The sequence below is a fragment of the Pseudomonas sp. Ant30-3 genome (genome assembly GCF_000690905.1).
Lineage (GTDB): Bacteria > Pseudomonadota > Gammaproteobacteria > Pseudomonadales > Pseudomonadaceae > Aquipseudomonas.
The window spans coordinates 41,606-58,223 of sequence record NZ_JMCL01000039.1 but is presented as its reverse complement, the minus strand read 5'-3'; the positions used below and the strand labels follow the sequence as shown (position 1 = coordinate 58,223).

The 16,618-nt window shown below is 59.1% G+C and carries 17 protein-coding genes; 3 read left to right on the top strand and 14 right to left on the bottom strand.

Going from position 1 to position 16,618, the window contains the following annotated elements:
• Positions 1-10 precede the first annotated feature (10 nt).
• The 5 genes from DU29_RS0111115 to ubiE form a co-directional block, all read right to left on the bottom strand.
• A complete protein-coding gene (locus DU29_RS0111115; RefSeq protein ID WP_008047820.1) occupies positions 11-343 on the bottom strand; it encodes a phosphoribosyl-ATP diphosphatase in 333 nt (110 codons plus the stop codon).
• A complete protein-coding gene (hisI, locus tag DU29_RS0111110; RefSeq protein ID WP_028621769.1) occupies positions 336-737 on the bottom strand; it encodes a phosphoribosyl-AMP cyclohydrolase in 402 nt (133 codons plus the stop codon). The genes DU29_RS0111115 and hisI overlap by 8 nt, the downstream gene beginning before the upstream one ends.
• An 80-nt stretch (positions 738-817) precedes the next feature.
• Positions 818-2,422 (bottom strand): ubiquinone biosynthesis regulatory protein kinase UbiB, encoded by a 1,605-nt coding sequence (ubiB, locus tag DU29_RS0111105; RefSeq protein ID WP_028621768.1) that lies wholly within the window; start codon positions 2,420-2,422, stop codon positions 818-820.
• Entirely contained in the window at positions 2,419-3,042 is a 624-nt protein-coding gene (locus tag DU29_RS0111100; RefSeq protein WP_028621767.1) for a ubiquinone biosynthesis accessory factor UbiJ, read from the bottom strand. The genes ubiB and DU29_RS0111100 overlap by 4 nt, the downstream gene beginning before the upstream one ends.
• Positions 3,042-3,812: a bifunctional demethylmenaquinone methyltransferase/2-methoxy-6-polyprenyl-1,4-benzoquinol methylase UbiE gene (ubiE, locus tag DU29_RS0111095; RefSeq protein ID WP_007948968.1), complete on the bottom strand. Its 771-nt coding sequence runs from the start codon at positions 3,810-3,812 to the stop codon at positions 3,042-3,044. Before ubiE ends, DU29_RS0111100 begins: the two co-directional genes overlap by 1 nt.
• 153 nt (positions 3,813-3,965) lie before the next feature.
• Here ubiE and DU29_RS0111090 point away from each other — a divergent pair, with 153 nt between their 5' ends.
• The 3 genes from DU29_RS0111090 to DU29_RS0111080 all read left to right on the top strand — a co-directional run bounded on the left by DU29_RS0111090 (position 3,966) and on the right by DU29_RS0111080 (position 5,828).
• Positions 3,966-4,241 carry a polyhydroxyalkanoic acid system family protein gene (locus tag DU29_RS0111090; RefSeq protein ID WP_028621766.1) on the top strand — a complete coding sequence of 92 codons (276 nt, stop codon included), beginning with the start codon at positions 3,966-3,968 and terminating at the stop codon, positions 4,239-4,241.
• Between the two features lie 245 nt (positions 4,242-4,486).
• A complete protein-coding gene (locus tag DU29_RS0111085; protein WP_028621765.1) occupies positions 4,487-4,909 on the top strand; it encodes a phasin family protein in 423 nt (140 codons plus the stop codon).
• 10 nt (positions 4,910-4,919) lie between these two features.
• Entirely contained in the window at positions 4,920-5,828 is a 909-nt protein-coding gene (locus tag DU29_RS0111080; protein ID WP_028621764.1) for a phasin family protein, read from the top strand.
• A gap of 168 nt (positions 5,829-5,996) precedes the next feature.
• Here the strand turns inward: DU29_RS0111080 and DU29_RS0111070 are convergent, their stop codons facing one another.
• The 9 genes from DU29_RS0111070 to argS form a co-directional block, all read right to left on the bottom strand.
• Positions 5,997-6,617, bottom strand: a complete 621-nt coding sequence (locus tag DU29_RS0111070; RefSeq protein ID WP_028621763.1) for a TetR/AcrR family transcriptional regulator — start codon at positions 6,615-6,617, stop codon at positions 5,997-5,999.
• A gap of 27 nt (positions 6,618-6,644) precedes the next feature.
• Positions 6,645-8,327: a class II poly(R)-hydroxyalkanoic acid synthase gene (gene phaC / locus DU29_RS0111065; protein WP_028621762.1), complete on the bottom strand. Its 1,683-nt coding sequence runs from the start codon at positions 8,325-8,327 to the stop codon at positions 6,645-6,647.
• Between the two features lie 115 nt (positions 8,328-8,442).
• Positions 8,443-9,297, bottom strand: a complete 855-nt coding sequence (phaZ, locus tag DU29_RS0111060; protein WP_028621761.1) for a poly(3-hydroxyalkanoate) depolymerase — start codon at positions 9,295-9,297, stop codon at positions 8,443-8,445.
• A 144-nt stretch (positions 9,298-9,441) separates the two neighbouring features.
• Positions 9,442-11,121: a class II poly(R)-hydroxyalkanoic acid synthase gene (gene phaC, locus DU29_RS0111055; protein WP_028621760.1), complete on the bottom strand. Its 1,680-nt coding sequence runs from the start codon at positions 11,119-11,121 to the stop codon at positions 9,442-9,444.
• 256 nt (positions 11,122-11,377) lie between these two features.
• On the bottom strand, positions 11,378-11,755 hold the full coding sequence (locus DU29_RS0111050; RefSeq protein ID WP_028621759.1) for a gamma-butyrobetaine hydroxylase-like domain-containing protein: 378 nt from the start codon (positions 11,753-11,755) through the stop codon (positions 11,378-11,380).
• 148 nt (positions 11,756-11,903) lie between these two features.
• On the bottom strand, positions 11,904-13,244 hold the full coding sequence (gene hslU / locus DU29_RS0111045; RefSeq protein WP_028621758.1) for an ATP-dependent protease ATPase subunit HslU: 1,341 nt from the start codon (positions 13,242-13,244) through the stop codon (positions 11,904-11,906).
• 48 nt (positions 13,245-13,292) lie between these two features.
• Positions 13,293-13,829 (bottom strand): ATP-dependent protease subunit HslV, encoded by a 537-nt coding sequence (hslV, locus tag DU29_RS0111040; protein ID WP_028621757.1) that lies wholly within the window; start codon positions 13,827-13,829, stop codon positions 13,293-13,295.
• Positions 13,830-14,169: 340 nt separating this feature from the next.
• A complete protein-coding gene (locus tag DU29_RS0111030; protein ID WP_028621756.1) occupies positions 14,170-14,868 on the bottom strand; it encodes an SPOR domain-containing protein in 699 nt (232 codons plus the stop codon).
• 1 nt (position 14,869) lies between these two features.
• Positions 14,870-16,606 (bottom strand): arginine--tRNA ligase, encoded by a 1,737-nt coding sequence (gene argS / locus DU29_RS0111025; protein WP_028621755.1) that lies wholly within the window; start codon positions 16,604-16,606, stop codon positions 14,870-14,872.
• Between the last annotated feature and the right edge of the window lie 12 nt (positions 16,607-16,618).

The window sequence follows — 16,618 nt, the reverse complement described above, 5'->3', positions numbered from 1 at the left end:
AAATAGTTGTTCAGGCGGACGGGCGCGAGGCTTTCTCGGCGTGTCCGGACAGACCGAAGCGACGGTCAAGTTCATCGAGCACAGCCTGCGGATGCTGCCCCAGCTGGGCAAGCATGACCATGCTGTGGAACCACAAATCGGCGGTCTCGTAGATCACATCGCTGCAGTCGCCGCTGATGGCGGCGTCCTTGGCGGCAATGATGGTTTCGACCGACTCTTCGCCGACTTTCTCCAGAATCTTGTTCAGGCCCTTGTGATAAAGGCTGGCGACGTACGAACTGTCGGCGGCGGCGCCCTTGCGCTCTTCCAGCACTTCTGCCAGACGGGTCAGCGTGTCACTCATGAGTGTGTCCTGCGCTATAAATGGCGTGCGGGTCTTTGAGCACCGGGTCGACGGTTTTCCAGTCGCCGTTTTCGAAGACACGATAGAAGCAACTCTGGCGGCCGGTGTGGCAGGCAATGTCGCCGATCTGCTCGACCATAAGAATGATCACATCGGCGTCACAGTCCAGGCGCATCTCGTGCAAGACCTGCACGTGGCCGGACTCTTCGCCCTTGCGCCACAGCTTGCCACGGGAACGTGACCAGTAAATGGCGCGGTTTTCGTCTGCGGTCAATTGCAGGGCTTCACGATTCATCCACGCCATCATCAAGACGCGCCCGGTTTTGTGATCCTGAGCGATCGCCGGCACCAGGCCGTCAGCGTCCCACTTGATCTCGTCCAGCCAGTTGTTCATCTTCGACTCCGACAGCGGGCGCCGCACTTCATTAGCAGCGCCCAACGTTCAAACAGTGTGCCAGTGGATCACACAACTGGCTATCGACGCACGACCAGATACAAACCCACCGCCATCATGATTGCCGCCGGCCAGTAAGCCAGTTCGTTCAACGGGCCGCCGATCGCCAGTACCGCACCGCCGGCCAGATGCGCGGTGCCGAGCAGGCGCAGGAACCAGTCGTCACGGCGTCGATGCCAGGGGGGTGGCGGGTCGTAGGCGTGCGGTTGCGACATGCGTTCGAGCAGGTCTCGCGCCATGTTGGCCAGGTGCGGCAACTGCTCGAACTGGCTCTGCACGTTGCCGAGCAAGGTTTTCGGGCTGACGCGCTCGCGCATCCAGCGTTCGAGGAACGGCTGCGCGGTGTTCCACAGATCAAGGTCCGGGTACAACTGACGACCCAGGCCTTCGATGTTCAACAGGGTTTTCTGCAACAGCACCAGCTGCGGTTGCACTTCCATGTTGAAGCGTCGAGCGGTCTGGAACAGGCGCATCAACACCTGGCCGAAGGAAATATCTTTTAACGGTTTTTCGAAGATCGGCTCGCAAACTGTGCGGATCGCCGCTTCGAATTCGTTGAGTTTGGTCTCTGCAGGCACCCAGCCGGAGTCGATGTGCAATTGCGCGACGCGCCGGTAATCACGCTTGAAGAACGCAAACAGGTTGCGCGCCAGGTAATCCTGATCTTCTGGCGTGAGGCTGCCGACGATGCCGCAATCGATGGCAATGTACTGCGGGCTCCACGGGTTCACGGTACTGACGAAGATGTTGCCGGGGTGCATGTCGGCGTGGAAAAAGCTGTCGCGGAACACTTGGGTGAAGAAGATCTCCACGCCGCGTTCGGCGAGCATTTTCATGTCGGTGCGTTGATCGGCCAGCGTCGCGAGGTCGGTGACCTGAATGCCGTAGATGCGCTCCATCACCAACACTTTCGGCCGACACCAGTCCCAATAGACTTGCGGCACGTACAGCAGCGGCGAACCTTCGAAGTTGCGCTTCAACTGGCTGGCGTTGGCCGCCTCGCGCAGCAGGTCAAGTTCGTCGTAGATGGTTTTTTCGTAGTCCTGCACCACGTCGACCGGGTGCAGCAGGCGAGCGTCGGCTGAAAGTTTTTCGGCGGCGCGGGCGAGAATGAACAGCCACGCCAGATCCTGCGCGATGATCGGTTTCAGGCCCGGTCGAATCACCTTGACCACGACCTCTTCACCGGTTTTCAACTGCGCCGCGTGAACCTGTGCCACCGAGGCCGAGGCCAGTGGTTCAACGTCGAAACGGCTGAACACTTCGCTGATCTTTTTGCCCAGTTGTTCTTCGATCAGCCTGATGGACACTTGCGAATCGAACGGCGGCACGCGGTCTTGCAACATCATCAGTTCATCGGCGATGTCTTCGGGGAGCAGGTCGCGGCGCGTGGACAGAATCTGCCCGAACTTGATGAAGATCGGCCCGAGGTCCTGCAAAGCCAGGCGCAGGCGCGCACCGCGGCTGAGCTCCAGCGTTTTGCGCGGAAACCAGCGCCACGGCAGTGCATAGCGCAGCGCCAGCAGGAACCACGGCAACGGCAACGCGAACAGCAAGTCGTCGAGGCGGTAGCGGATCACAACGCGCTGAATGCGCAACAAACGGCGGACGGCAAGCAGCTTCATGCGTTATCGCTTGGGTCGAGGGATCGGGAAAGGCGCTCGAAGCGCGCCTCGAGACGTTCCAGATCGAGTTTGATCTGGTCCAGTTCACTGAAACGGGCTTCGGCTTCGCGCTGGCCCACCAGGGTGCGCGACTCTTCGGCCAGGTATTCGCCGAGGTTCTGGCCGAGGGCGGTAAAACCCTGCTGATACCAGCGAGCGCGGCTGCGCAGGTGACCGCCCACCAGAGGTGTAGCGATCGGGCCGAGCCAGCGCGAGAGTTCGTACTCCCAGTCCAGCTCGAGGTCCTGAAGAATGGCCGCCAGCTCCAGGAGCACGCCGCTGTCGCCATCGAGTTCGACTTCCGGGCCATGCAGGACGGCGGTCTTGTCTTTGCTCATCGCCAGTTTCAACAGGCTCGCGGCCGGGGCGCGCAGTGTGCAATCGGCGCCCGACTCCCACTGCGAGGCGAGCATCAGGCCTTCATCGCTCGGCAGGATGAAGACGTGGAGCGCCGGGCTGCGGCATTCGACGGCAATCACTTTGCCGCTCAAATGCGCCAGCCGCGGCAGCGCGGTACTGTCGAGACGCAGCACGCGGTTTACACCGAGTTCAACGCTGGCGAGCAGCCCGGCCAGCAACATCAGGGCTTGATGCCGCGGTGCAAGGCGACAATGCCTGCGGTCATGTTGTGGTACGTGACGCGGTCGAAACCGGCCTCGACCATCATCGACTTCAAGGTTTCCTGGTTCGGGTGCATGCGGATCGATTCGGCCAGGTAGCGGTAGCTTTCCGAGTCGTTGGTGATCAGCTTGCCCATCAAGGGCATGAAGGCGAACGAATAGGCGTCGTAGGCTTTGGACATCAGCGCGTTGGTTGGTTTGGAGAACTCCAGCACCAGCAGGCGGCCGCCCGGCTTGAGTACGCGCAGCATGGAACGCAGGGCGTCTTCCTTGTGCGTTACGTTGCGCAGGCCGAAGGCGATGGTCACGCAGTCGAAATGGTTGTCCGGAAACGGCAGTTTTTCCGCGTCGGCCTGAACGAATTCGACGTTGCCGGCCACGCCCAGATCCAGCAGACGGTCGCGACCGACCTTGAGCATGGATTCGTTGATGTCAGCCAGTACCACCTGGCCGGTCGGGCCGACGAGGTGCGAGAATTTTTTGGTCAGATCGCCCGTGCCGCCGGCGATATCCAGCACCCGGTTGCCGGTGCGAACGCCCGACAATTCGATTGCGAAACGCTTCCACAGGCGGTGCATGCCGCCCGACAGGAGGTCGTTCATCAAGTCGTATTTGGCGGCGACGGAGTGGAACACCTCAGCGACTTTTTCCGCTTTCTGGCTTTCCGGAACGTTTTTGAAGCCGAAGTGAGTGGTGGGTTCGGCATCGCTGCCTTTGCGCTGATCAGTCATATCGCTGTCACCAAAAGAGAATGCGGGACATTCTAATCCCGGTGGCCTGCTTTGTCTTGGCAAGGCTGAAGGTAAGATAGGCAACCACCGGGACGTTTTGCCGCAGTGGCGGTCAAGATGCTCAGGAAGTATTTATTTAGCAGGAGTCATGCAATGGCCCGTATCAGTGTTGAACGTACTCACGACCTGGGCAAGGAAGCGGCCCGCGAGAAGGCCGACAAGTTGGCGCAGAAACTCTCCGAGCAATACGGCCTGGAGCCGCAATGGTCCGGTGACGTGCTGAACCTCAAGCGCTCGGGCGTCAAGGGCGCGGTGCATGTCAGCGATGATTTGATCCGCGTCGATGTGGAACTGGGCCTGATGATGTCGGCCATGAGCGGCATGATCAAAGCCGAGATCGAGAAGGCCCTGGATAAAGCGTTGGTCTGATCTCCAATTAAAATGCGCTCCCCTCTGTAGGAGTGAGCCTGCTCGCGATATCGGTGTATTAGCCGACATCAATGTTGACTGACACACCGCTATCGCGAGCAGGCTCACTCCTACATTTGTTTTGCGGTGCACCCACCGTTCACGTCAGTTGTTAGGGTGCCGTTTCTAATTATTCCCCCTACTTTGTGCCTGAGCCCGACACTTTCACGGGCAGTTCCTCAATCCTTCTGCGCGTGAGGTGCACCATGGCCAAAGTTATTTTGAAGAAAAAAATCGACGCATCGACCACTGCTCGAAGCGACGTCAAATCCTATGCCCGCAAGATCTGGCTGGCAGGCCTGGGCGCTTACACCAAGGTCGGCCAAGAGGGCAGCGAGTACTTCCAGGAGTTGATCAAGGCTGGTCAAACTGTTGAAAAGGAAGGCAAAAAAGTAGTGGCTGAAAAACTTGAAGCCGCTAACGCCGAGATCGATGACGCGAAGAGTGAAGTGAGTACTTTCAAGGGCAAGGTCGAAGTTCAACTCGACAAGGTCGAGAAGGCATTTGACTCGCGTGTTGCAACTGCCTTGAATCGTATCGGCATTCCGTCTAAACATGACGTGGAGACACTCTCTGCTAAGCTCGATGAACTGACGGCATTGCTCGAACGCGTCGCGCGTAAATCTTAAGGAGAACGGGATGGCTGGTAAAAAGAACACAGATAAAGAAGGCAGCTCGTGGATTGGGAAAGTCGAAGACTATTCCCGCAAAATCTGGCTGGCTGGTTTAGGCGTGTACTCGAAGATCGACACTGACGGCAGCAAGCTCTTCGATACATTGGTTAAGGACGGCGAGAAGGCCGAGAAACTGGCCAAGAACGCAGTCGGCGATAAAGTTGATTCCGCTAAAGATTCTGCAACGTCGGCCAAGTCGCGCATGAGCGGCGTGAAAGATCGCGCAATGGGCAAGTGGGATGAGCTCGAAGGCGCGTTCGACAAGCGTCTGAACAGCGCCATTTCGCGCCTGGGCGTTCCGAGCCGCAATGAAGTCAAAGCCCTGCACAGCAAGGTTGATACCCTGACCCGGCAGATCGAGAAACTCACCGGTGCCAAGGTTGCGCCTGTTGCGTCGAAGACCACTGCAGCCAAACCTGCAACCAAAGCAGCTGCCAAGCCGTTGGCCAAGGCTGTCGCCAAACCGGTTGCCAAGACTGCCGCGAAGGCAGCCTCTGCAGCGAAAACCGCGACCAAGACTGTTGCTTCCAAAACCGCTGCAGCGAAACCGGCAGCCAAGTCAGCTGCCAAATCGGTCGCAGCAAAAGCGACACCCAAGCCAGCGACGAAAGCAGCTGCCAAGCCTGCAGCCGCCAAGCCTGCTGCGAAAACTGCAGCGGCGAAACCGGCGAGCAAGCCGGCAGCAAAACCTGCTACAGCGAAAAAGCCCGCGGCGAAAAAACCCACAGCACCAAAAGCTGCAGCAGCAAAACCGGCGGCGGCCGCCTCGGCCACTTCGGCCAGCACCACCAACTCGGCTGCTGCGCCGACCACAGCTGCAAGCCCGACTGCGAATTCGACATCGACTCCGTCGACGCCAACCAGTCAGTCCTGATTTTTCAGGGCAAAAAAAACGCCCGGCCTGTGAAGGTTGGGCGTTTTTTTTTTGAACCACGCCATCAATGTCGGAGCTGCCGAAGGCTGCGATCTTTTGATTGTCACGGTCAAAAGATCGCAGCCTCGTTTCACTCGACAGCTCCTACAGGGGGTAGTGATGTTCCCGTCAGTCGTGCTCTTCCAGATACTGCAAGGCCAATTGCTCAGTCGCCGCCTTCACCGCTGGCAACAGATGCGGCGCCACCAGCATCATGATCTGATACACCACCAGCCTCACTTCGCCTTGACGCCCCAGAATCCGCTGATAATCCAGCGAAAACAGCAGCGTCAAGGTGATCTGCTCCACCAGTTGCCCCAACGCCTGAGTGTCGCTGACCAGTTGCCCCCGAGCCTGCAACCGTGCCAGCAATGACGCCAGCGTACGTTTCAGCGCATTGAGCAGATTGCGAATCCCTTTCGCCAGTTTCGGCAAACGGCCCGCCAGGTTCGACAGGTCCTGAAACAGGAACCGGTACTGAGCCAGCCGTTCCACGATCAGATGCAAAAACAGCCAGTAATCTTCCGGGGCCAGTTCAACATCCGGGGGTGGATCCAGCAGTGGCGCCAGTTCCGCCTGAAAGCGTTCGAACAGCCCGAGAATCAACGGCTCTTTGCCGTGAAAGTGATAGTAAAGGTTGCCCGGGCTGATCCCCATTTCGTTGGCAACTTCCATAGTGGAGACGTTCGGTTCGCCCTTGTGATTGAACAATTGCAAAGCACATTCGAGAATCCGGTCGCGTGTTTTCATCCAGTCTTCTTAATGGTTTGTTGCACGTCAGCGGACCCGCACGTAAGTACCGGGCGCCGCTTCCATCGGTGGATAGTTCTGATTGCCAAGCGCCATGTGCGTCGGTTTTTGCGCACCCGAACGTTCTTGAACCCAGCTCAGCCATTGCGGCCACCAACTGCCCTCGACAGGCTTGGCGTCGAAATACCAGGCGCGTGGGTCGCTGCTGAGTTTCGCGCCTTCGATATATGTGGCTTTCGGGTTAGACGGCGGGTTGAGGATGCTCTGCACGTGGCCGCTGTTGGACAGCACGAAGCGCCGCTCACCACCGAGCAGCAAGGTGGAGCGATACACCGCATCCCAAGGCGTGATGTGATCGTTCATGCCGGCGACGCTGAAACTGTCCACCGTGACTTTCTGCAAGTCGATTGACGTACCGCACACTTCGAGACCGCCCGGATGGCTCAGCGGGTTGTGCTTGAAGAAGTCCAGCAGGTCGCCATGCAGGGCGGCGGGCAAGCGCGTGTTGTCGTTGTTCCAGTAGAGGATGTCGAACGCTGGTGGCTCCTTGCCCAGCAAGTAGTTATTGACGAAATAACTCCAGATCAAATCGTTGGGGCGCATCCAGGCGAACACCTTGGCCATGTCCCGACCGTCGAGCACGCCTTTCTGATACGAGCGACGTTTGGCCGCCTCCAGCGTTTGCTCATCGGCGAACAGGCTCGCCGGCGTGTCCATCTGGCTATCGAGCAGGCTCACCAGGTACGTTGCGCTGGACACCCGTCGTTGCTGCCGCTTGGCTTGCAAATGTCCCTGCAGTGCGGCGATGGTCAGACCTCCGGCGCAGGCACCCATCAGGTTGACCTCGCGGGCGCCGGTGATCGCCCGGCACACATTCATCGCTTCTTCGGCGGCCGCTACGTAAGTCGACAGCCCCCACTCGCGGTGACGAATGTCCGGGTTGCGCCAGCTGATCACGAAGGTTTGCAGGCCGTTTTTCAGGGCGTACTGGATGAAGCTGTTGTGCGGGCTCAAATCAAAAATGTAGTACTTGTTGATCTGCGGCGGCACGATCAACAAGGGTTTTGAATACTGCTTTTCGCTCATCGGCTTGTACTGGATCAGCTCGAGCATTTCATTGCGAAACACCACGGAGCCCGGCGTGGTTGCCACTGTTTTGCCGACTTCGAAGGCTTGCTTGCTGACCTGCCGGGGCAGGCCGTCGTTGTGCAAAAAATCGTCCAGTAGGTGGCTGACGCCGCGCACCAGGCTGTTGCCGCCGGAGTTGAAGATCTCTTTCACCGCCAACGGATTGAGCAAGGTGTTGGACGGTGCCATGGCGTCGTTGAGCAAGGAGAAAGCAAAATGCGCGCGAGCCCGGTCATCCGGGGGCATGTCGCTTTCGTCGATCCAGTTTTTTACCTGCTTTTGCCAAGCCAGGTAGGCCTGCAGGCTACGACGATAGAACGGATTAAGGCTCCACGCCGGGTCGGCAAAGCGGCTGTCCTGCGGATTGGTCGGGTGCAGGGTTTCACCGAGCAGGACTCGACCCAATTGACCGCCGAGTTTCAAGGCGTGACGAGCGGTGTGCAGCGGGTTGCGCAAACCATGGGCGGCGACGCTGCGCAGCGTCGACAACATATCCTGGCCACGCACACCGGTGATCGCAGTCTGAGCATTGATATACGTGGCGGGCGTCGTTAGAGACTCCCTTGCGGGTCTGTCGCGCATGACTCAACACTCCTTCGTCTTCAGGCAAAAAACAAACACACCGAACCAGAACACCATAGACGCTGTAACGGGTTGTTGCGCGGTGCGGCTTCCTGCCGAACCGATGACGGGTTGATTAACTGCCCAGTGGTGCCGGGTGTGGATGCATCACGGCGCGCTGCCGTTCTTCCTGAAGGAATCGCATGATGATCGGAGCAACCGCTTCGGCCCGGGTGATCAGGAACAGGTGGCCGTCATCAATGATGTGTAGCTCAGCGTTGGGAATGCGCCAGGCCAGCACGCGCATGTTGATCAGCGGGATCAGCGGATCGTCGTCGCCGGCGAGCACTAGCGTCGGCTGATTGATCTTGTGCAGCCAGTGAATGCTGGTCCAGCCAAGGCCGGCGAACAGTTGCCAGTAGTAGCCGAGTTTGCCCGCCGAGCGCACTTTCGCCGCGTGCCGGGCGGCGAGGGTCGGATCGCGACGGAACGCGCCGCCGTAGATCATCGGCGCAATGCGAATCACGTGGGACGGCTGAATGTAACGGCGAGGGCTGGCCATCATCCACAGGACTTTCGGCTTGCCTGGCACCATCACCGCGCCCGCCGCCGTGGCCGCGAGCACCAGTTTTTTACAGCGCTCGGGATAGTCGTAGGCAAACTGCTGGGCGAGGGCGCCACCCCACGACACGCCGATCACGTTGACCTGGCCGTAGTCGAGGTAGTCGAGCATCCGCGCCGTGAGTTTGGCCAGGCCCGGAAAACGATACGGTCGATTCGGCGTCGACGAGCCGCCAACCCCGGGAACGTCGAAGGCAATGACTTCGAGGTCCGGGTCCAGCGCTGCGACAAATGGAAACACCAGCTCCAGGTTGGCGCCGATGCCGTTGAAAATCAGCAAGGGCGTCAAATGAGGCTTGCCGGGGCGCACCGCCGTGCGGAGGGTCTGGCCATCCAGGTCGACGGTACGAAAAATGAACGGTTGCGGCATGCTTCAGGCCCTGTGGGTGAATTCAGCCCAAACCCCCTGTGGGAGCGGGCTTGCTCGCGAATGCGTCAGGTCAGCCAACATCAATGCTGAATGATGAAGCGCTTTCGCGAGCAAGCCCGCTCCCACATCGGGTCGAGGTGTCAGTTACCGCTCATGTACATAAGTGCCCGGCGCAGCTTCGCCGACCGTGTAAGTCTTGTTGCCCAGTTTCGTCGGCGCCTTCTTCAGGTTGCCCGAACGTTCCGCTTGCCATGCCTGCCAGTGCAGCCACCAGGAGTCAGTGTGCTTGGTGGAGTTTTCCTGCCAGTCCTCGGCCTTGACCGGCATTTCGCTGCTGGTCATATACCGTGACTTCGGGTTGCCCGGCGGGTTCAGAATGCTTTGGATATGTCCGCTGCTGGACAGCACAAACTCGACGTTGCCGCCAAACAATTGCGCGGACTTGTAGCAGGATTTCCACGGTGTGATGTGATCGTTGGTGCCGGCCAGAGAGAAGATGTCCGCCGTGACCTGCTTCAGGTCGATCGCGGTGCCGCACACTTCCAGTGCATTGGGGCGGATCAACGGATTGTTTTTGAACATCTCGATCAGGTCGCCGTGGAACGCGGCGGGCAACCGGGTGGTGTCGTTGTTCCAGAACAGGATGTCGAACACCGGCGGCTCATTGCCGAGCAGGTAGTTGTTAACCCAGTAATTCCAGATCAGGTCGTTGGGACGCATCCAGGCAAACACTTTCGCCATGTCGCGCCCTTCCAGCACCCCGGCCTGATAGGAGTGGCGCTTGGCCGCCTCCAGGGTCTGCTCGTCGACGAACAACGCAACGTCGCTGTCCAGCGTAGTGTCGAGCACACTGACCAGCAGCGTGAGGGCGTTGACTTTGTTCTCGCCGATCGCCGCGTAATGGCCGAGCAGGGCGGTGCAGGTGATGCCGCCGGAGCACGCGCCGAGCATGTTCACGTCTTTGCTGCCGGTGATCGCGGTGACCACGTCGACCGCTTCCTTGAGCGCTTCGATGTAGGTGGAAAGCCCCCACTCGCGCTGCTCCTTGGTCGGGTTGCGCCAGCTGACGATGAACGTCTGTACGTTGTTGCGCAGGCAGAAGCGCGCCAGGCTTTTATCCGGGCTCAGATCGAATACATAAAATTTGTTGATTTGCGGCGGTACCACCAGCAAGGGCCGTTCATGCACTTGCTCAGTGATCGGGCGATACTGGATCAGCTCCAGCACGTCGTTGCGAAATACCACTGCGCCCTCGGTCACACCGAGACTCTTGCCGACTTCGAAGGCGCCCATGTTCACCTGGCTGGGCATGCCGCCGTTGTGCACCAGGTCTTTGGCAAGGTGCGAGAGGCCGTCGAGCAGGCTCTTGCCGCCGGTTTCAAAAAAGCGTTTGAGCGCTGCCGGGTTCGCCGCGCTATTGGTCGGGGCCATGGCTTCAGTCATGAGGTTGATCACGAAGTGTCCGCGCGCGACATCCTTGGGCGGCAGGTTACTGTCGTCGACCCATTCGTGAAGCTCCTTGCGCCACGCCAGATACGTTTGCAGATAACGTTTGTAGAGCGGGTTCTGGCTCCAGGCCGGATCGGCAAAGCGTCGATCATCGCTTGCGGGTTGCAGTTCGGATTTACCGAACAGCACGTTCTTCAGTTCCAGGCCAAAATGTGCAACATGCCTGGCACTGTGAATCGGTTGTTTGATGGCTTGCCTGAGCACCATCCGAGCAGACGCCAGTAGATCCTTTCCACGTAGCCCAACGACAGGATTCAGCCCGAGAGTGTTTTCCGAGGCCTGATACTTCAAGTCATCGTTATTCTGTTTACTCATCTACGACGCTCCATTGTCCTGAGACGAGTACCGGATCCAGCCATGTAGTCACACAGCCAATGCCAGGTACTACTGCTCGGGGTGACCGTTGATTCTGCCGCTGCTTTTCAGTTCAGAGAGCACTGCAGGGAACTTGCCAGCTCCATTGGTTACCCGAGTTTGTTTTTTTTCGCAAGCAGGCTGATGACTGCCCTCGCGGTCAGGCATTCAAGCAAATGGAGTTAGAAAATGCGCCCTAATGGGCAAGAAGCTCGAGTTAGAGCATCAGCTTGACGATCGACTCGTTCGGATCGCGGGTCTTTCCGGCGGCTTTCAGTTCAGCAAGATAATCGTTCCACAGATCATCCTGACGCACGCCCAACTGGTAGAGGTATTCCCAAGTGAACAGGCCACTGTCGTGACCGTCGTCGAAAGTCAGTTTCAGCGCGTACTGACCGGCCGGTTCGACCTTGGTCAGACCGACGCCGATCTTGCCAAATTGCAGGATGGGTTTGCCGTGGCCCTGGACCTCGGCGGAGGGAGAATGCACGCGCAGAAATTCGGCGGGCAGGTGATGTTCCTCGCCGGACGCGTATTTCAGCGAGAGGGTTTTCGAAGCTTTGTGCAGCTTGATGTCGGTGGGCAGTTGGGTCATGAATGCATTCCGTCTGAAAGACCGCAGCTCAATGTGGGAGCGGGCTTGCTCGCGAAGCGGTGTGCCAGTCAGCATCAATGCTGCATGACATACCGCATTCGCGAGCAAGCCCGCTCCCACAAATTCCGCGTTCGCCTGTAAGTATGGCTTACAGGATATAACGGGACAGGTCTTCGTTCTGTGCCAATTCACCCAGGTGGCTGTTGACGTACTCAGCGTCGATCATGATCGCTTTCTCGTCATGCGCGCTGGCCAGATCACCTGCACTGAAAGACACCTCTTCCAGCAGACGCTCAAGCAGGGTGTGCAGACGACGGGCACCGATGTTCTCGGTCTTTTCGTTGACCTGCCAGGCGATCTCGGCAATGCGCTTGATGCCGTCCGGCTTGAATTCGATGGTCAGGCCTTCGGTTTTCAGCAGCGCACAATATTGCTCGGTGAGCGACGCGTGTGGCTCGCTGAGAATGCGTTCGAAGTCGCCCGGGGTCAGCGCCTTGAGTTCGACACGAATCGGCAGGCGACCTTGCAGTTCGGGCACCAGGTCGCTCGGCTTGCTCAAGTGGAAAGCACCGGAGGCGATGAACAGGATGTGGTCGGTCTTGACCATGCCCAGTTTGGTGTTGACCGTGCAGCCCTCGATCAGCGGCAGCAAGTCGCGCTGCACGCCTTCACGGGACACATCGGCGCCGCCGACATTGCCGCGCTTGGCCACTTTGTCGATTTCGTCGATGAACACGATGCCGTGCTGTTCGACCGCTTCCAGCGCTCGGGCCTTCAACTCTTCTTCATTGACCAGGCGCCCGGCTTCTTCCTCGCGTACCAGCTTCAGCGCTTCCTTGACCTTGAGTTTGCGGCTCTTGCGTTTGCCCTTGCCCATGTTGGCGAACAGGCTCTGCAACTGGTTGGTCATTTCTTCCATACCAGGCGGCGCGGAGATATCGACGCCGGCCATTTCGGCGACTTCGATTTCGATTTCCTTGTCGTCCAGCTGCCCTTCGCGCAGACGCTTGCGGAACAGTTGGCGAGTGTTGGAATCGGCTGAAGACCCGGCGTCTTCGTTGTTGAAGCCCATGCGTGCAGGCGGCAGCAACGCATCGAGGATGCGCTCTTCAGCGGCATCTTCCGCGCGATGGCGAACCTTGGTGATTTCCTGCTCACGAAACAGTTTGATCGCCGCGTCAGCCAGATCGCGAATGATCGATTCGACGTCGCGACCGACGTAGCCGACTTCGGTGAATTTGGTTGCTTCGACTTTGATGAACGGCGCGTTGGCCAGCTTCGCCAATCGACGGGCAATTTCGGTTTTACCGACACCGGTCGGGCCGATCATCAGAATGTTCTTCGGCGTAACTTCTACGCGCAGTTCTTCCGGCAGTTGCATCCGGCGCCAGCGGTTACGCAGCGCGATGGCGACGGCGCGCTTGGCATCGTCCTGGCCGATGATATGGCGATTGAGTTCATGGACGATTTCACGGGGAGTCATGGACATAATATTTGCGGTCCTCAAGCAAAAGTGAGCCGTGGCGTTAACGCCGAATCAGGCTTGTTCTGCGAGGTCCTGCTCCTCAATGGTAAAGGTATGGTTGGTGAATACGCAGATGTCGCCGGCGATGCCGAGCGCGGTTTCGACAATGTCCCGGGCCGACAGATCGGTACGCTTGAGCAGCGCGCTGGCAGCCGCTTGAGCGTAGCCGCCGCCGGAACCCATGGCGATCAGGCCTTCTTCAGGCTCCACGACGTCGCCGTTACCGGTGATGATCAGCGAGGCGTCTTTGTTGGCGACGGCGAGCATGGCTTCGAGGCGGCTGAGGGAGCGATCGGTGCGCCATTCTTTGGCGAGTTCGACGGCGGCGCGCACGAGGTGGCCCTGATGTTTTTCGAGCTGGCCTTCAAAGCGTTCAAAAAGGGTGAAGGCGTCAGCGGTGGCCCCGGCAAACCCGGCGATGACTTGCCCGTGGTACAGGCGACGAACTTTCTTCGCGTTGCCTTTCATCACGGTATTGCCGAGAGAAACCTGGCCGTCGCCGCCCATGACGACTTTGCCGTGGCGGCGAACTGAAACGATGGTGGTCAAGGGAGAGTCTCCACGCAGCGGGGCGAAAATGCCTTATGCCAACTCATATGGGGGTGGTGACGCATTTTTCAACTGCGGGGCGGGAGAGGGGACGAATGGCGAGTGGTGACCTGTGGCGAGGGGATTTATCCCCGTTGGGTCGCGAAGCGGCCCTGGAAGCTGCGATCGCGGCGTATCAGATACACCGCGAACAACGGTTTTACGACTGCTTCGCAGCCGAACGGGGATAAATCCCCTCACCACAGGGTTGTGGATCACCACAGGGTTGTGGCTCACCGCAGATTTGTGGCTCACCGCAGATTTGTGGCTCACCTCAGATTTGGGTGGCCAGCAATATCAGTCAGCGATTCTGGCGTTGTTGTAGCAAAAGATTGCTGAAGCCCGCGCCGGCCAGCTGTTTCTGCGCCGTGGTCAACTGCTCACGGTTGCTGAATGGTCCGACCAGCACCCGATACCACGTCTCGTCCTTGACCGTTCCGGACTCAACCGCCACCGCCTGGCCCAATAGAATGATCTGTGCGCGAACCTTGTCGGCATCCGCCTCTTTGCGGAACGAACCGGCCTGCAGGAAAAACTTGGTCACCGGTGCCGCTTTCGCTACAGGCGGGGCCGGTGGCGGCGTGATACCGGCCAGGGCTGCCTGGGCACGGGCGGTGTCGATTTTCGCCGCTTCCGCAGGCGTCACCGGTGTGGTCGGTACGGCCGGTGTCGGCGGGGTTTTCTCCGGCACGGCATCCGCTGGCACGATGACTTCCGATTCCGGCAGCAAGGTGTAGAAGTCGTACTTCGGTTTCACCGGTTGCGTCGGGCTCGGCGGCGTCTTGTTGGCCTCGGCGATCTTGCTCGCTTTCTGCTGCTCGATTTTCTCGCGCTTGACGCTTTCGCTGCCCTTGCCCGGCTCCAGCTTCATCAGGAACACGAGGAACGCACCGACCGTCAGGCCGATCGCCATCCACAGCCAACCCGGGATCGGTTGCTTTGCAGGAGCTTGGTAACGGCTGGCGCCACGCTTGGGTGCAGGTTTTTTCTTGGCAGCCAACTTACATACGCTCCAGTGTTTCCAGACCCAAGAGTTCCAGGCCTTGCTTGAGGGTGCGGCCGGTCAGCGCGGCGAGGCGCAGACGACTTTGCATTTGCGCCGGGGTTTCAGCGCTGAGGATCGGGCAGTTCTCGTAGAAGCTGGAGAACAGGCCAGCGACATCGTACAGGTAGGTGCACAGAATGTGCGGTGTGCCTTTGTCGGAAACGTTGTTCAGCACTTCCCCGAACTGCGCCAGTTTGGTTGCCAGCTCATGTTCATGCGCCGCTTCGAGAACGATCTGCCCTTCGACTTCGCTGAAGTCCTTGCCGAGTTTGCGGAATACACCGGCAACACGAGTGTACGCATACAGCAGGTACGGCGCGGTGTTGCCTTCGAAATTCAGCATCAGGTCGAAGTTGAAGCTGTAGTCGCTGGTGCGGTGCTTGGACAGGTCTGCGTATTTCACTGCGCCGATACCGACGACCTTCGCGATATTGCGCAGTTCGGCTTCGGCCAGCTCGGGGTTCTTCTCTTTCACCAGGGTGTAGGCGCGGTCCTGGGCTTCGGTCAGCAGATCAATCAGCTTCACGGTGCCGCCGTCGCGCGTCTTGAACGGACGGCCGTCGGCGCCGTTCATGGTGCCGAAGCCCATGTGTTCCATTTGCATCGGATGGGTCACGAACCCGGCCTTGTGCGCCACGGCGAACACTTGCTGGAAGTGCAATGCCTGGCGTTGGTCGACGAAGTACAGCGCGCGATCGGCCTTCAGCTTGCCGCTGCGATAGCGCACGGCGGCCAGGTCAGTGGTGGCGTACAGATAGCCGCCATCGGCCTTGACGATGATCACCGGCAGCGGATCGCCATCGGCATTCTTGAATTCGTCGAGGAACACGCACTGCGCGCCATTGCTCTCGACCAGCAGGCCTGCGGCTTTGAGATCATTGACCACGTTGATCAGGTCGTCGTTGTAGGCGCTTTCGCCCATCACGTCGGCCATGGTCAGTTTGACGTTTAGCAGTTCGTAGATTTTCTGGCAGTGCGACAGCGAGATGTCTTTGAATTTCGTCCACAAAGCCAGGCACTCGGCGTCGCCCGCCTGTAGCTTGACCACCAGGCCACGGGCGCGGTCGGCAAATTCTGCGGATTCGTCAAAGCGCTGCTTGGCGGCGCGGTAAAAGTTTTCCAGGTCCGACAGCTCATCGCTGGTGATCGGGTTTTCCTGTAGATAAGCCATCAACATGCCGAACTGGGTGCCCCAGTCGCCGACATGGTTCTGCCGAATCACGTCGTCACCGAGGAACTCGAGAACGCGGGCAACACCGTCGCCAATGATGGTCGAGCGCAAATGGCCGACGTGCATCTCTTTGGCCAGGTTGGGTGCCGACAGATCGACCACGGTGCGTTGAGCCGGACCGGCCTTGCGTACGCCGATGTGTTCGTCGGCCAGCGCGGCGTCGAGGCGGGAGGCCAACGCCTGGGTGTTCTGAAAGAAATTGAGGAAGCCGGGACCTGCGATTTCAGCCTTGGTGACGTTCTCGTCGGCCGGCAGCGCGGCAATGATTTTCTCGGCCAGGTCGCGCGGCTTCATGCCGGCGGGTTTCGCCAACATCATCGCGATGTTGCTGGCGAAGTCGCCGTTTTTCTTGTCGCGGGAGTTTTCCACCTGGATCGCCGGCGACAGGCCTTCAGGCAACACACCTTCGTTGACGAGTTGGGTGATGGCTTGTTGGATCAGCTGGCGAATGGTGTCTTTCATGGTCTTCTCTTT